The sequence below is a fragment of the Mucilaginibacter sp. PPCGB 2223 genome (genome assembly GCF_001705515.1).
Classification (GTDB): Bacteria; Bacteroidota; Bacteroidia; order Sphingobacteriales; family Sphingobacteriaceae; genus Mucilaginibacter.
In genome coordinates this window covers 1-15,116 of sequence record NZ_MDJS01000005.1, presented here as the reverse complement: position 1 = coordinate 15,116, position 15,116 = coordinate 1, and the positions used below count along the sequence as shown (strand labels likewise).

The 15,116-nt window shown below is 46.1% G+C and carries 14 protein-coding genes and 1 riboswitch; of the genes, 5 read left to right on the top strand and 9 right to left on the bottom strand.

The genetic code is table 11. From position 1 onward, the window contains the following. Nucleotides 1–28: 28 nt before the first annotated feature. Nucleotides 29–1,342, bottom strand: coding sequence for a voltage-gated chloride channel family protein (locus BEL04_RS21360; RefSeq protein WP_066007382.1), 1,314 nt, complete (start codon nt 1,340–1,342; stop codon nt 29–31). Between the two features lie 25 nt (nt 1,343–1,367). Continuing rightward, nucleotides 1,368–1,433: riboswitch (Fluoride riboswitch) on the bottom strand. A 36-nt stretch (nt 1,434–1,469) separates the two neighbouring features. Continuing rightward, the gene (locus BEL04_RS21355; protein ID WP_066007380.1) at nt 1,470–1,967 is read right to left on the bottom strand and encodes a hypothetical protein; all 498 of its coding nucleotides are present in this window, start codon (nt 1,965–1,967) and stop codon (nt 1,470–1,472) included. A gap of 118 nt (nt 1,968–2,085) precedes the next feature. Between BEL04_RS21355 and BEL04_RS21350 the strand changes: the two genes are divergently transcribed. After that, nucleotides 2,086–2,943 carry a beta-1,6-N-acetylglucosaminyltransferase gene (locus BEL04_RS21350; RefSeq protein ID WP_066007377.1) on the top strand — a complete coding sequence of 286 codons (858 nt, stop codon included), beginning with the start codon at nt 2,086–2,088 and terminating at the stop codon, nt 2,941–2,943. 266 nt (nt 2,944–3,209) lie between these two features. Then, on the top strand, nt 3,210–5,879 hold the full coding sequence (locus BEL04_RS21345) for an amino acid adenylation domain-containing protein (RefSeq protein WP_139113139.1): 2,670 nt from the start codon (nt 3,210–3,212) through the stop codon (nt 5,877–5,879). Here BEL04_RS21345 and BEL04_RS21340 read toward each other — a convergent pair. After that, nucleotides 5,871–7,022: an acyltransferase gene (locus BEL04_RS21340; RefSeq protein ID WP_066007372.1), complete on the bottom strand. Its 1,152-nt coding sequence runs from the start codon at nt 7,020–7,022 to the stop codon at nt 5,871–5,873. The two genes, BEL04_RS21345 and BEL04_RS21340, sit on opposite strands and share 9 nt — an antisense overlap. Nucleotides 7,023–7,190: 168 nt before the next feature. Between BEL04_RS21340 and BEL04_RS21335 the strand changes: the two genes are divergently transcribed. After that, nucleotides 7,191–7,871, top strand: coding sequence for a DUF6250 domain-containing protein (locus tag BEL04_RS21335; protein ID WP_139113138.1), 681 nt, complete (start codon nt 7,191–7,193; stop codon nt 7,869–7,871). An 80-nt stretch (nt 7,872–7,951) separates the two neighbouring features. After that, entirely contained in the window at nt 7,952–8,899 is a 948-nt protein-coding gene (locus tag BEL04_RS21330; RefSeq protein ID WP_066007370.1) for a tryptophan 2,3-dioxygenase family protein, read from the top strand. Between the two features lie 18 nt (nt 8,900–8,917). Here the strand turns inward: BEL04_RS21330 and BEL04_RS21325 are convergent, their stop codons facing one another. The 6 genes from BEL04_RS21325 to BEL04_RS24465 all read right to left on the bottom strand — a co-directional run bounded on the left by BEL04_RS21325 (nt 8,918) and on the right by BEL04_RS24465 (nt 13,552). Next, nucleotides 8,918–10,201 (bottom strand): hypothetical protein, encoded by a 1,284-nt coding sequence (locus BEL04_RS21325; RefSeq protein ID WP_066007368.1) that lies wholly within the window; start codon nt 10,199–10,201, stop codon nt 8,918–8,920. Nucleotides 10,202–10,756: 555 nt separating this feature from the next. Then, a complete protein-coding gene (locus BEL04_RS21320) occupies nt 10,757–11,434 on the bottom strand; it encodes a hypothetical protein (protein WP_066007366.1) in 678 nt (225 codons plus the stop codon). A gap of 22 nt (nt 11,435–11,456) precedes the next feature. Continuing rightward, nucleotides 11,457–11,837 (bottom strand): TIR domain-containing protein, encoded by a 381-nt coding sequence (locus tag BEL04_RS21315; RefSeq protein WP_066007362.1) that lies wholly within the window; start codon nt 11,835–11,837, stop codon nt 11,457–11,459. 6 nt (nt 11,838–11,843) lie between these two features. Next, on the bottom strand, nt 11,844–12,791 hold the full coding sequence (locus BEL04_RS21310) for a caspase family protein (RefSeq protein ID WP_066007361.1): 948 nt from the start codon (nt 12,789–12,791) through the stop codon (nt 11,844–11,846). A 3-nt stretch (nt 12,792–12,794) separates the two neighbouring features. Beyond that, on the bottom strand, nt 12,795–13,379 hold the full coding sequence (locus tag BEL04_RS21305) for a toll/interleukin-1 receptor domain-containing protein (RefSeq protein WP_083228029.1): 585 nt from the start codon (nt 13,377–13,379) through the stop codon (nt 12,795–12,797). Further along, entirely contained in the window at nt 13,379–13,552 is a 174-nt protein-coding gene (locus tag BEL04_RS24465) for a hypothetical protein (RefSeq protein WP_175404128.1), read from the bottom strand. The genes BEL04_RS21305 and BEL04_RS24465 overlap by 1 nt, the downstream gene beginning before the upstream one ends. 923 nt (nt 13,553–14,475) lie before the next feature. Between BEL04_RS24465 and BEL04_RS21300 the strand changes: the two genes are divergently transcribed. Beyond that, nucleotides 14,476–15,116: terminase small subunit (locus BEL04_RS21300; RefSeq protein WP_066007357.1), on the top strand; the 641-nt coding region annotated here is incomplete at its 3' end.

Genomic DNA, 15,116 nt, shown 5'->3' with positions numbered 1-15,116 from the left:
AATACACAGCCAATATGTTTTAAATAGCTTATAATTTATACCTGCCGAGCTTTATTTTAAAATATCCCGCCGGCCCGACCCCGTTTTTTTGTGAAGGGTAAATGCCCGAATGCCCGCTGGCCAGGTAGGCTACAAAGCAAGCAATAGCGAAAAACACCACATGTTCCGACCCGAACAACTCTACGCCCATTATAGTGCAGGCCACCGGCGTTTTGGTGGCGCCCGAGAACACGGCGATAAAGCCCAGCGCTGCAAACAGGCTGACGGGGGCGTTTAAAAAGCCGGCCAAAGTATTACCCAGTGTAGCGCCGATATAAAACAGGGGTGTAACCTCGCCGCCCTTAAAACCCGTGCCTAAGGTGATGGCGGTGTAAAGTAATTTCCAAAACCAGCTGAGCATACCGGCGCCGCCATGGGCAAATGCCGATACGATGGTTACCGCGCCGGGGTATTCGGGTTCGACGCCGAGGCTCAGATAATCGGGTTTGCCTAAGGCTAATGTTAAGCCGATGATGATAAACGCCCCGCATACCGGTATCAGCCAGGTGATACTGATGAGTTTTAAAAAGAATTTTTTAATGCGGTGTGTGACTTCCGCGAAAGCAATGCTGGCTGTGCCGAACAAAATGGCGGCAAAAACTACTTTAACAAACAGCAGCAGGGTACCGCTGATGCCGGCCGCGTCAAAGTAATGCCCGGCCGCTACATAATCGATATGGTAAGGTGTGTGTTTGATGTGCCAGGCCGAAACGGTTACATCGCCGGTATAGCCTGCCACCAGGCAGGGCAGCAGGTACGAGTAATGCACCCGGTTGAGCGTTAAAACCTCGACAGCGAAGATGGCGCCGGTTAAAGGCGTTCCAAAAACGGCCCCGAAACCTGCCGCAATCCCGGCAGTAAGCATGGTGCGCATTTCTACCGGGTCGAGTTTAAACAGGTCGGCAAAAAAGTGTGCCACGCTGCCGCCGATCTGTACTGCCGTGCCCTCGCGCCCGGCCGAGCCGCCGAACAGGTGGGTGACGACCGTGGTAACCAAAATAAGCGGCGCCATGCGTTTAGGCACACCCGCGCCGGGGCGGTGTATCTCATCGATGATGAGGTTATTGCCCTTTTCGGCCGATTTGCCATAAAGTTTATAAGCAAAATGGATCGCTATCCCCGCTAAGGGTAAACAATACAACAACCAGGTATGCTGGAAGCGATAATGGATGGCCCGGCTAAGTAACCATAAAAACAACGCAACCATACTGCCAATGGCTGCGGCAACGGGTATAACCAGTAAAATACGATGGGTAATATACCTGATCAGGAAGTTGCGGTTTGTTAGTTCGGGTTTAAGCATAATACACCTGTAAAATAAATAAATTTATTTGGCAGGCGTCATCAGCTTTTGCAGCGGTTCAAATAGGTGGTACACCATCACCCCCTTAGTACATTTCAAATGTCTGTAAAAAGATGGGCAAAAACAATTAGTTTAAGCGAATACCTTCGAAAATAGGCTTGAAATACTCCTGCACATTGGTTTGGTGCACCACCACCGTTTTGCTGAAAACAAACGAACTGAGTTTAATGGTACCATCCACATTGAGCGCGCTTTTGCCCGAAAACAGGTTCGACAGGGATAATATTTCGCCGGGGTGCAGCAGGTTGATCTTAACGCTTACGGTATGATCGGCAGAGCTGTTGCCCTGGATAACCACCGGCGGCGAAGTTTGCGTAATGTGCGCTACCACCCGGTTATCGGCCAGTACATCCATTTCGGCTTCCTTTGCGGTGATGTTATAGCCGTTGAGGTTTTGTACCGGCACCACAGCTTCGAGTTCGACGCCGCTTAAGCTGATGCTTTTTACGCTGATGTTATGTATATCGCCTATTTTAAGCGCTTTTGGTTTGCCGCAGCTGCTGAGCATGCCCGCTATCGCGACTAAAATAAATAGCTTGATGTATTTGCCCGTTGATCTTTCCATAATGTTATAACGCAAAACTGCGCGGTATGATTGCCAAAAGTAGATTTATTTTGCAAATAACGCTTGCGCGGGTAAATATGAGCCGGATATTTATATTTTTACTGAAACAGAATTTTGCATGAGGTTAGCCCATTTATTGCTCATCCACAACGATCCGCAGCAAACCAGGCGTTTAATAAACAGGCTGCACCATGCCGGCGCGGATGTATACATCCATTTGGATGCTAAAACCGATATGGCCGGATTTGAAAGCCTTGCTGATATCGGCAACGTGTTCTTCATCCGTAACCGGGTGTCGGTTTTCTGGGGCAATTACAGTATGATAGAAGCCGAGCTGAACGGTTTTGACGAGATCCTGGCAACCGGGAAGCAATACAGCCACATTAACCTGCTGAGCGGGCAGGATTATCCGCTGAAAAGCGCCGGGGAGATCCAGCAATTCTTATTCGCCAATGCGGATAAAAGCTTTATGCGCTATTTTGCCATCCCGCAGGACTGGGACGAGCCCGTATCGCGACTGCAGAAACATAACTTCGGCGATTTTGCGATACCGGGTAAACATCAGCTGCAGATACTGGCAAACCGGTTTTTACCGGCCCGGAAATTACCCGCCGGGCTGCAAATATACGGCCGCTCGCAATGGTTTACCATTACGCCGGCTGGCGCAAAATTTTGCATCGATTATTTAAAAGCTTACCCCAAAATACAGCGTTTTTTTAAGCTCACCTGGGCTGCCGATGAGCTGATCTTCCAGACGATATTGCTCAATTCGCCCTTACGGGACAGTGTCGTAAACGATCACCTGCGGTATATCCGTTTTAAGCGCGGCGACTCACGCCCGCATACCCTCACCCTGGCCGATGTGGAAATACTGACCGCCTCGGGGAAGTTTTATGCCCGGAAATTTGACCCCGGAGTTGATACCACAGTAATGGATGCGCTTGATGATTTGGCTGCCAAAACAAAGGCTGGTTAATGCTGATATTTTTTTGGGAGAATATTTAATACGACCCTTAATCAAAATAGGTAACAAATTAAATACCATTTAATAAAACGGCGCTTATTTAACTGTTAAGCTTTTTTGTTTAAAGAATTATCTATATTTTTCGCATACCTTAATTGAATGGGTGGCTAAACAGCCCATTTATTTTTAAACGTAGTTAACCATATTTAAAAAGAGCGCAATTTGTTGGGCCCTGTGGCAGGCTTATTGCATTGTTTTTGCAATACTGTAAAAAAATTTTGAATACTATAGCTGAGTACCCAATCCCTGAGGCCCTTGGTAATTTAATAAGTGAGCAGGCTCATCAATCGCCCGATCGCTTAGCTGTTAAATTTAAGGATTCGACCCTTACCTATAAAAACTTAAATCAGCAGGTTAACCAGCTCGCCGCGTTGCTTATCAGCCAAAATATTAAGGTTGGCGATAGGGTTGGCGTAGCCCTGGACCGTTCGGACAAAATGGTGATCTGTTTGCTGGCCATAGTTAAAGCAGGCGCAGCTTATGTGCCGCTCGACCCAAATTTCCCGGCCGACCGGCTGAACTTTATGCTGGCCGATTCGGAAGCCAACCTGCTCATTACATCAAAACAATATGCCGGCCTGTTTGAAACAGAAACCGGCAAATTATTTATTGACGACGCCCTGGCGCAATCGGCCGCTTTTGGTATCGATGATCCCGCCGTTAAGGTAAAGGGTACCGACCTGGTGTATATTTTATACACATCCGGCTCGACAGGTTTGCCCAAAGGGGTACAGATCAGCCACCAAAACCTGATCAACCTTTTATACAGTCTGCAAACTACGCCGGGCGTAAGCCATAACGATATTTTACTGGCCGTTACCACCATTTCGTTCGATATGTCGGTAGTGGAGCTGTTTTTGCCGCTGGTATCGGGGGCGCTGCTCATCGTAGCCGACCCCGAAGCGGTGAAGGACGGACGCCTATTGCTCGATACCCTGAAAAAAGAGAAGGTAACCATTATGCAGGCCACGCCATACACCTGGCGGATGGTTGTTGCAGGGGGTTGGGATGAGCCGTTGCCCGTAAGGGTGTTTTGCGGCGGCGAACCGATGACCAAAAAGTTAGCCGGCAGCCTGCTGGCCGTGTGCCCGGAACTGTGGAACATGTACGGGCCAACCGAAACCACTATTTATTCGATCATCAAACAGGTTACCACGACGGCCGAAGACATTACCATAGGCAAGCCGGTAAACAGTACCCAGATCTATATTTTAAACGAACAGCTGAAGCCGGTAAGGCCGGGCGAGGTAGGCGAAATATGCATAGGCGGCGCCGGGCTTGCCAGGGGTTATTATAACCGCCCCGAACTAACCGACGAAAAGTTTATACGCTATCCTGACGACGGCGACAGCAACTACAGGATTTACCGCACGGGCGATTTAGGCAAGATAGTAGCCAACGGCGATGTATTGTGCCTCGGCAGGATAGACCACCAGGTTAAGATACGCGGGTTCCGTATCGAAACTGAAGAGATTGAGCATAACCTGTCTAAACTGGAGAATGTGAACGAGGCGGTGGTTGTGGTGCATACCGACGAGCTCGACAACCAGCGTTTGGTAGCCTATGTGCAGTTGAAGGATGATACGTTAAAAATAAGCCAGGATGAATATACTGCTGTTTGGACGGATGCGCTGCGCGGCAAACTGCCCGATTATATGCTGCCGCATTTTTACGTGATCATTAAAGAATTGCCTTTAACGCCCAATGGCAAGATAGACAGGAAAGCGCTGCCAAAGCCTGTAATTGAGGCGCATGCTTCGGTTGGGGATATCATAGCGCCCGTTACCGAAACCGAACGGATGCTCACCGCGTTATGGGCAAAATACCTTGCGGTAAAAAACATCAGCACCGCGGATAACTTTTTCGACCTGGGCGGGCACTCGATGGTTGCCGTACAGGTTATGGTTGAGTTTGAAAAGTTAACCGGGCAGCGCCTGCCGATAGCGCTGCTGTTTGATCATCCTACCATACAGCAACTGGCGGCCTGGGTTGATGATAAAGACAAAACAACGGCTTGGAAATCGCTTGTGAAGATCAAAGAAGGCGGTAAAAAAACACCGTTATACCTGATCCATGGCGAAGGGCTGAACCTGCTGGTATTTAACGGCCTGGCCAATCATCTCGATCCGGAGCAACCGGTTTACGGCCTGCAATCGCTGGGCCTGAACGGCTTCGACGAGCAGCTGGATACCATTGAGGAGATAGCCGCGCACTATAACAGCGAAATACTGGCCGATAACCCCAGCGGCCCGTATGCTATCGTAGGCTACTCGCTGGGCGGCCATATCGCCATCGAGATGGTAAAGCAACTGGAAGCACAAGGCAAAGAAGTTAAGCTGCTCGGGATGATCGATACCAACCTGAAGCCATCGGATGGGGATACGAAGGCAGCGCGGATCTTCAGCAAGATCAAAAGGCAGTTCCCTAAAGCGCTGTTTGTTATTAAATCGTTATTTGCCGACCCTGGCGCTACCGTGGCATACCAGGCCAAAATGATCAGCTTAAAAACGCGGGAGCTTTTTGAGAAAGAGAAAAGCTTTAAAGGGAGCTACCTCGAAGGTATCCCCGATTTTATGGGCAAACTGGTTGAAAAGTTGCGTACGGCCGTTGCCAATTATAAAGTTACCCCGTACAACGGAAAGATATTTTTATTCAGGGCGAAAACAAGGGTTTATTTTGTGGATGATTTTAAAACCCTGGGCTGGGGCAAAATCGCACAAAAAGGTGTTGTGGTAAACGATGTGCCCGGCGACCACAAGATTATGCTGCTGCCACCGCATGATAAGCAGTTTGCCAAAATACTGCAGCGTGTTTTAGACGAGGTGGCCAAAGGGTACCTGTTTTTGTTTTTTGTAAATTACCTGATAGATAACCTGGCCTTAGCTTAAAACCGGAGCTGCTTCTTTTGCTTCGGCAAAGCGCCCGCGCAGGGCGGTGATCCTTTTTTCGAAGAGGTTGTAGATGAGCGATGAGCTGATAAAAACGCAAACCCATAATATGCCCATCAGCCACCAGGCGCCTAAACGGCCGCCTAAATAATGCGATACCAGGTAGCTGAAAAGCGGGTGGATAAGATAAATGGAATACGAAATGAGGCTGATATAGGTAATGCTGTAACGCAGGTATTTAAACTGGCGCAACCTGATGCCGTGTACAAAGGGCAGCAGCATAGCCAGCGCCAGGCTGAACAGCGTAAAGTACACCGTATTCATGAACAGGTTGCCGTAAATGGTGTTGTTTTTTAACAGGCTGTGGTACATTTCGGCTGTTAAAACGGTGAGCAGGCAGGTGCCCGCGATGACCAGTTTGTTTTTATTGTTGAGCCAGAAATCCTGGTAATAAAACTTGATCACGGCGGCCAGCACCCCGATGGCAATGCTATCCAAGCGCAGCGGCATTTGCTTGCGGAAGCCATCGTCCCACTCGTGGTGCGTGCTTAACGATACCATGATGCGCAGCAGCAGGCAGGCGGTTAAAAAGCAGAATACCGATATCACTACAATCCGCATCTTACTCTTTAAAAAAAAGTGCTGCGCAAGTAAGAGCACCAGCGGAAACAACAGGTAAAACCACTCCTCAACACTTAACGACCAGGCCACGCCGTAAAACCACTCGTTGTGGATAAAGGCATTCTGTAAAAAGGTGAGGTAAAGCGGCAGTTTATGGTACGGGATGTATAAGCTGTAGAATTTAAAGAATAGGATATAGATAACAAAAACCAGCAGGTAATTGGGCAGCGTACGGAACCAGCGCCGCACCCAAAAACCTTTGATGCTGCTTAGAGTGGTGACTGTTTCCCTGTTGTGTATCCTGATCAGGATGGTACCGATTAAAAACCCGCTCAGTACAAAAAACAGGTCGACGCCGGCGCTGCCCAGGTAAAAGGTAAACGCCCGCAGCGATTCGGTATTTAAAAAACCCAAAAGCGTATGCGATGTTAACACCAGCAAAACCGCCGTGCAGCGAAACAGGTCGAGCCCGAAATTGCGGCCCTCCAGCTCGGCTACAGGTATCCCGAAAAAGCGTTTCAAGTCAATAGTTCAAAATGGGGTTTAACCTACGTGTAAATATAAGTTTCGGATGGCGCAAAATCAACCGGTCGCCGCTTTATTACAAAATTATCATAACACCACAGGATGCACTTACCGGTAAACTTTGCTAAGATTGGGTTGATAAACCATCGCACACATTTTTTCGCTATGAAATTAAAACCCGGTATATTGTTTTGCCTGTTTATGGCGTCGGCAACCATCCTTAAAGCGCAGGGCGGCCAATTGCTTTACAGTGATAACTTTACCCGGCCGCTTAATACCGCTAACTGGATAATAGAGATGGAACCTGCCCCCAACTCGGGCGTGTATACACAAAATGGCGCACTTGTGTTAAACACCCGCAAGGGCGTAACGGTGTGGTTCAGTCAGCGGCTTAAGGGTAACATCCGGATAGAGTACGACCGCAGGGTTTTGGTGGATACCGGCAAGAACGACCGCTTATCCGACTTTAACCAGTTTTGGGGCGCTGCCGACCCGAACAACGCCAGCTTATTTTCCCGTAAAGGTAAGCTGGAAGATTACGACGCCTTATCGCTTTACTACATCGGCATGGGCGGCAATACCAATAAAACCACGCGCTTCCGCAAGTATTTGGGCGACGGAACCAAGCCGCTGATACAGGAGTATACCGACGCTGCGCACCTGCTGCAGGCCAATAAAAGCTATCATATCAGCATCATTGTAAAGGATGGTACAACCAGCTATTGGGTTGACGGGCAATGTTATTTTACGTATGCCGACGCCAAACTGCTCAACGACGGCTACTTCGGCTTCCGGTCGACCTGGTCGCGGCAGGAGGTTAAAAACTTCAGGGTTTACCGCTTATAGATTTGACAACTTTTAAAAAGTTGTCAAATCTTCCTCTGTAAAATTATCCTTAATTTAGCCCATAGTTAACCGGGTCAATTATGCACATCACCCCCGAAATCGAAGATCGCTTAAAGCGTTTGCAGGATAAATACGAAGCCATGGGCCAGGATATGGTATCGTACCTGGACGGTCTGCTGCACGCCGATTTTTTAACCTATTGGGATTATATCCACCTGGATACCCTGCTCAGTTTGCAGAACCCCAAAACGCCTTTCCCAGATGAGGAGATCTTCATCATCTATCACCAGATAACCGAGCTGTATTTTAAGCTGGCCCTGCACGAATGCAGGCAGATAGCCAACCACACTGCGCTTACCGCTGCCTTTTTTACCGGACGGCTGCAGCGCATTAACCGGTATTTTGAAGCTTTAACGCACTCGTTCCAGATCATGGTGGACGGGATGGAGAAGGAGCAGTTTCTGCAGTTCAGGATGTCGCTGCTGCCGGCGAGCGGTTTCCAGAGCGGGCAGTACCGCATGATCGAGATCTACGCCACCGATTTTATTAACCTGGTTGCCCGGGACAAGCGCGACGAACTGCGCCAGGCCCCCCTGGCCGAACAGTTCGAGTATATCTACTGGAAATTCGGCGCGACGGAACTATCGACCGGCAAAAAAACGCTTACATTAAAACAGTTCGAAAAAAAATACGCCAAAACCTTTGTCGAGCTGGGCGAGGCTTCGGTAAACCATAACTTTAACGCCTTGCTGGCGCAGCTCAAGGCCCGTGGCGAAAACACCGCCGCCCTCGAAGACGAGCTGCGGCGCTTCGACGTGCTGGTGAACGTAAACTGGCCGCTGGCGCACTATAGATCGGCCGTGCGCTACCTGCACCGCGAACCCGAAGAAATTAAGGCCACCGGTGGCACCAACTGGCAGAAATACCTGCCCCCGCGTTTCCAGAAACGGATATTTTACCCCGAACTATGGACGGCCGGACAGGTGGAGAACTGGGGGAAGAGTTGGGTGGAGGAAGCGTTATCGTGATGAGCCGTTAACCAGATATTATTGATCTTCCTGCATAAATAAGAAGGTATCCTTTACCAGGGTCATGCTGTCGACGGGCATGTTTTTTAGCTCCATTGCAATAGCTTTACCCTGCCAAAACCCTTTTAGTTGCAGATTGCCGTTAACCGAACGGGAATAGGTAAACACGTTTTTGTGCAGCGTATCCTTTTTGGTATAAACGGCGAGTGTTGTTTTAAGGGTATCCCAGCTGTAAATGTAACTCTCGGTTTTTTCCTGCATATCGTATTTGATGAGCGTGCCCGGGCGGGGATGATGATCAAAGAGCACAACGTACTTCCAGCGGATGCTGTCTGCCGATGGCATCGCACCGTTTTGCCCGCCGAAGCTGGCGACCGTATAGAGGCGCTGCGTTTGCTGCTCACGCACCAGGGTGCAATAATATTTCCAGCTTTTTGTTGTGATGGCATAAAGCTTCCATACAGGTAAAAAGCACAATAAAACCAGGGCGTACTTTTTCCACGGGGTGGTAAAACTGTACCGGTATTCGGCCAGCGATACGGGCTGCAGCCCGACCAGTATCCTGTAAAGTTTGGGCATGGCCCGGGCCATTATAAACAGGGTACACAATAGCAGCATGGCCGATAGCAGGATGACGTTGTTGTTATAAAAAATGTTCAGGCACACCACCTGTACCAGTGCGATGATCATCAGCAAGCCGCCCAAAACCCTGGTGCGGTTAAACAGCAGCAGGGCCGACCCGATGAACTCGAGCCAGCCGCAAAACATGCAATAGGCCGGGCTCGCGCCCATAAACAGGAACAGGAACTCCCACCTGCGGAAACTGCCCAGTCGCGACATCAGCTCCGTTGCATTGGGGTAATGCGCCTGCACCGGTATTATTTTTTCGACGGCGTAGGGTATCATCGCTAAAAAAATATAGTAGGCCAGGTAATTACAGAACCAAAAGTACAGGCGGTTATAGTTGCTGCGCTCTTTATCGAAAAACGACCAGGCCAGGGCAATCACGATCGACAGGATGGCGATGGTTAGGGTGAGGATAACCCCAAAATGCGTATCGCTGATTTCGGGGGCGTGTACGGCGGGCAGATAGCCCAGATGAAAAACATGGTCGTCCAGCCAGGCAGCGCAACCGTGCAGATGCCCGAAAAAAGCAGTCTGGGTTGCCCACCTGAGGTCGAGCGCCTGCATAAGTGGGTTATAGGCGATGAGCGACATGAGCGACAGGAACACAAAGCCATACCTGAACAACATTTTTTGCCAGGGTTTCCAGTGCGTTTCGGGTGGTAAGGTATTCGTCATGAAGGTAGTTTAGGTTACGCTGGGTATACAGCATATTGTGGCAAAGGGTTGCTTGGGGTTGGATAAAGCCGGGGGCTTTTAGTCCGCAAGTCGGGAAGATGGGTTTGTTGCGATTGGCATGTGCGTGAATGTACAGATGATGAAATACATGCCATGCTGAACTTGTTTCAGAATCCGACAGGCAAGTACCCGATGGCTTTTTACTGGCGCAAGTTTAAGGGTTGGTGGTGTGGTGGCTTAACTTGTGCCTATACTTGGAGGATGCTTGCGATAGCATCTGGGTTCCCGCTCGCCGCCGCGGGAGGGCTCGATACTTTGTCTTGATACAAAGTATCCAAAAATCAAGAGAATACGATCCTTCGGCGCGCGGGCCATACTCCCGGCCCGGCGTATTCTCGGGCCGGCGCTCCGGTTGAATATTATTTGTGGATTAATGTTGTCAGAGTGGATTTGCATGGTTTACCACAAGCGGGACGCTTTCGGTAGCAGGGGGCCTTAAGGCACAAGTAGCTTTTGCCCGCTTGCCTGCCCGACATACTTGCGCTAGGGTGGGGGTCAATTTAGATATTTATTAAGAGCATCAATTGAAGTTTGGAGTAACGATGGTACTTTATTATCTAAAATTTGTTGATATCGTACTACTTCTGTAGTGGCAGCATCAACAATTAAGCAATAATTCGGATCTGCCTTGTATTTTGAATAGTAATGGGATAGATATTTATATAATGCTTCAGAATAAGTACCGAGATCGCTCGATTTGAAACCATCCAACCAAACTACAAACCATATACCACCGACATGTAAATTATCTTTATCTCCAAAAGTAAACACATGATGAGGGATGACTTGCACGGGTACATTCTTAATCGACAAAGGTTCTTGGGTTTTGGTGAGAAAATAGAGATTACCCATTGGACGCCAAATTGAAAAATCAAAATCTTCATAAATATGAAGTATTTCGAGATTTCTCTGATACATAACTTTAGTCCTCTTAAGATCTGCCGTTTCGTAGACCTCTGTTAAAGCTTCTATTTTCTCTCTTATTTTGTCATTGTTGTTTTCTTTAAAAGCACGCCCTAAACCACTAAGACTTCTTGTCCAGTAATTTCCACCTTCATCCTTATCCGATTTCGGCTTTTTAGGAATTTTTAAATTGTTGACAAAAGTTTGTTGTTGTCGTTCGGTAAATCTGTTGAACTCGACCAATTTCTTTACAGGCACTTTATTTATCATAATAATGGTTTTTAGGCGTTATTTAATATAATGATTCGACAAAATTTTTTATATGATCATATTGCCATGTATAACATTTGAATTTCCCCCAAAATTCTAATGGTACATGCCAAGCATTGCCACCATTTATATAAACTCCTATTATTGGCTTATTTTCTTCGATTGCACATTTCGCCTCCCATAAAGCTCCCGTGGCATTTTTTAAGTTAGGTGATATTAAAATAACTACACCACTACAGCTTTTGATCCTTGCCCTACAATTAGTTTTCCATTGGCTATCCCAAGGCTCACGTACAGACATGTCCACAAATTCATAGGGTACACGCGCGTTTTTCGCGTGTCCTGTAAATAATATTTTATGGTTCCAGTCTTCAATGGCAAAAGCGACAAATATTCTTCTCATAAGTTTTTAAATTTTATTTTCTTTAACAAGTCGCCAATATTGATATCCCATGGCGGTTAGCTTGCACGATTTATTATTAATTGCAGCGAAATACATGTGTTCTTCGCCAACAGGAGCTACAAGTCCAACCGCAACGAATTTTTGCAAATTCTTGAAAATTTCGACCTTATCTTGTTTAGCATCAGTCGAAGTAAATTCGTAAGATGGGTCTAAAGAATGTTCATCGGTTGGAGAATTAAAATAAGTTGTTATTTTCCTTATGATTTCTAAAGGTATCTTGGGAGCAATTTTTCGTAGAGGCGTAAATCGCGTGATATTTGTTTTAAAGATAGGGCGTTGATCCCATGCACCTAAAGCTTCGTCAACGTATGAGTACAAGCTTCCCGGAGTAATATTACCTCTTATGTCTGCTGCACCTCCTTGCAAACCATCGGTTATTAGCGATGTAAAAACCCCACGGCCATTTCTTTCTAATGATGTTTCAAAATTATGGCAAGCGGTTAAGATGGTCATCCCTTCACCTAATGACGCTGTCAAATCGTCGATGCTGTTCGAATTACCAACATTACCCGCATGGCAACAGTCGAAAATAATTATCCTGTCTTTGGCTTTAGATTTATTGGCCAATTTCAGGATTTCATCCATGGGCACTCCTTCATCAAAGTTTTCATAATCACTAGTTACTATATATCCTGAATTTGACTGTAGTAATCCATGGCCAGAAAAATATAGCAACGCTACGTCTGCAGTTCCTTCAAACAAACTGCGAATCTCACTTCTTATAAGTGCTCTTGTGACAGTTTGAGGAGGCCCCAAAATAGTTTTAATATCAAAATTAGGAGATCCATCTCCGTTCCTTTCTAGGATTCCTGCAATAGATGTCGCATCATTAATACAACCTGTTAATGGTGCGCCCGGATAGTCATTGATACCAATAATTAAAGCTTTTCTCATAAATTAAAATATTGATCTCGATTTAAAAGTTGGCTTTGCATTACTCTTGATCCAATCATACATGGATACATAAGTGGATGGACTTTCTACGATAATGAGATTTTCTGTTCCCAATAAGGAATCTTTTGTAACAAATGGATATAACGCCAAATACTCTACACCTTTAAATGATGCTCTATTCACATCTCCTTCGCTAACCGGCACAATAGCACATTTATCAGTATTTCCATCTACAAATCCTAACTCCCATGGCATCCATTTTGAAACACTTGCGTTATACGAAACCGCCAATAACAGTGATTTCGAGTTCTTCATTCTTGTTTTCACTAGCTGTGCGGACTCTTTGGTAACATTACTCCTATCTAAATGCGGATCAACAATCCAATCTACATAGACATTATATCCCTTTCGCTTTAGGTCAAAATAAAGCCCCCAAACCTCTTCTTTATCTAAATAACTATGCGAAAGAAAAATATCAAACATGGAAGTTGTACTAGTGCTGAACATTTTAGTTCGGGCATTTTCATTAATTGTATTTAGATTTTGTCTATAAAGACTCTTCAAATAATTACTGTTATATAATGACATTATTTCTTCTCCTTTCTGACACCTTTGAAAGGATAGCCATCTTGTTTAACATTCATAAACTCACCTGTTTCAGTGTTTCTTTTCACCCATTTTTCGGTAACTGGGTTGAAAAATTGAGAACGACCTCTTACCGCTCCTTGACGGTAGCCTTCATTTTTTCCGTTGTTTGCCATGTCTTATTAGTTTTAGTTGAAAACATAATCCTCCCAATCCCATTTGGCATAGGTAATTGAGGCTTCCATTTCTATCTCGTGTCAGGAAGATACTACGGCATCAGGTTTTAGAAAAACGGCAGAATTAATGCGCGAGAAAGTTTTTTGAGAAAAAATTTGCGTAAAACAAACTTTTTATACTTTTGCACGTAATAACAAACAACACCCGTCACAAAGTATGTCAGCGGTGATTAGACGCCCTGATAGCATTTGACAAACTATAAGCCTGTCAGGATCACGACTCCTTTCAGGCTTTCCTTTTATATTTATAAAGATCGAATCTTTCAAGCTGTAAGAATAACTATGCCAAAGTTACTTGTTTGGCCTGCAGACTTTTACACATATCTGTTTTGATAAAATTAATTTCGTGTTGGGAAATGTTTTCTCTTTTTTGTTGGGTAAAAACTCTCCTGTGTCAGATGTCGGTCAGTTAAAGACTACATATTACTGACAAATTGCCATTTTTTTTAATATTTATTTGTCAATCTTATCCTGATTAATACTACGAATTACTTAAATAAGGACTTTTTATATTGAAATCGATTTCGGCATATAGTCAGACATCTTGTCCGTTTTCATTGCTTGCATATGTTGTGCCTGTAGTTCTGCAATATAATCGCAAGAACAAGCCATTCTAAGCTAACATAATCACCACCAATTGTTAACCTTGCGCCAGTAAAGATGGCCGTTTGAGACTTCCACATAGACTTTCCTGAGAGATTGCTTTACCGAAACAAGTTCGGCACAGGCCATGCCCCGCAATGCCATGGTGGTGATGGTTAGTTTGTTTTGTAATAAATAAACCTTGGTAATTCCCCAATTTTTCCGTATATTTAAGATTTTAAATTACTATAGTAATAATTAAACTTAAATAGACCAACCCGATGAACACAGACGAAACAAACGAACTTTATGGCAAACTCACGCACCAGCAGCAGCGCTTTTGCGATGAGTACCTGACCCATTTTAACGCTTTTAAGGCTGCGATCAACAGCGGCTACAGCGAGAACACGAGCAGGAAAGGCGCGCTGCTGCATGTGCCTAAAATTCAACATTATTTAAAGGAGGCGATGAACCGGCGCAGCCAGCGGCTGGAGATCACGCATGATATGATCCTGCGGGAACTATCAAAGATAGCCTTCAGCAATATGGGTAATTATTACGACGAATACGCCTGCCTGAAACGGATGAACGAACTGACGGTGGACGAGAAAGCAGCCATTGCCAGTTATGATATTGTGGAGATACAGGACGGGGAAGGCTATCGGGTGGGGATGCAGAGCAAGATCAAGCTGCACAATAAGATGAGCGCGCTGGATAAGATAGCGAGGCATTTGGGGTTTTATGGTGTTTCGGGAGTTGGGAAGTATCAAGTAGCAAGTATCAAGTATCAAGAGGAAGATAGTCCGATTTCCGAAAGTCCGGAAGTCGGAAAGACGGAAGAAGTAGCAGCAACTGCAGTTGTTGACCGAAGCCTGGATAACTTGCCGATGGATTACCCGGAGGAGGATTTTGAGCTGGAGGG

Bases quoted from the DNA above. Each gene is read 5' to 3' on its own strand.
- BEL04_RS21360 (WP_066007382.1), bottom strand. From the start codon at position 1,342: ATGCTTAAACCCGAACTAACAAACCGCAACTTCCTGATCAGGTATATT.
- BEL04_RS21355 (WP_066007380.1), bottom strand. From the start codon at position 1,967: ATGGAAAGATCAACGGGCAAATACATCAAGCTATTTATTTTAGTCGCG.
- BEL04_RS21350 (WP_066007377.1), top strand. From the start codon at position 2,086: ATGAGGTTAGCCCATTTATTGCTCATCCACAACGATCCGCAGCAAACC.
- BEL04_RS21335 (WP_139113138.1), top strand. From the start codon at position 7,191: ATGAAATTAAAACCCGGTATATTGTTTTGCCTGTTTATGGCGTCGGCA.
- BEL04_RS21330 (WP_066007370.1), top strand. From the start codon at position 7,952: ATGCACATCACCCCCGAAATCGAAGATCGCTTAAAGCGTTTGCAGGAT.
- BEL04_RS21325 (WP_066007368.1), bottom strand. From the start codon at position 10,201: ATGACGAATACCTTACCACCCGAAACGCACTGGAAACCCTGGCAAAAA.
- BEL04_RS21320 (WP_066007366.1), bottom strand. From the start codon at position 11,434: ATGATAAATAAAGTGCCTGTAAAGAAATTGGTCGAGTTCAACAGATTT.
- BEL04_RS21315 (WP_066007362.1), bottom strand. From the start codon at position 11,837: ATGAGAAGAATATTTGTCGCTTTTGCCATTGAAGACTGGAACCATAAA.
- BEL04_RS21310 (WP_066007361.1), bottom strand. From the start codon at position 12,791: ATGAGAAAAGCTTTAATTATTGGTATCAATGACTATCCGGGCGCACCA.
- BEL04_RS21305 (WP_083228029.1), bottom strand. From the start codon at position 13,379: ATGTCATTATATAACAGTAATTATTTGAAGAGTCTTTATAGACAAAAT.
- BEL04_RS24465 (WP_175404128.1), bottom strand. From the start codon at position 13,552: ATGGCAAACAACGGAAAAAATGAAGGCTACCGTCAAGGAGCGGTAAGA.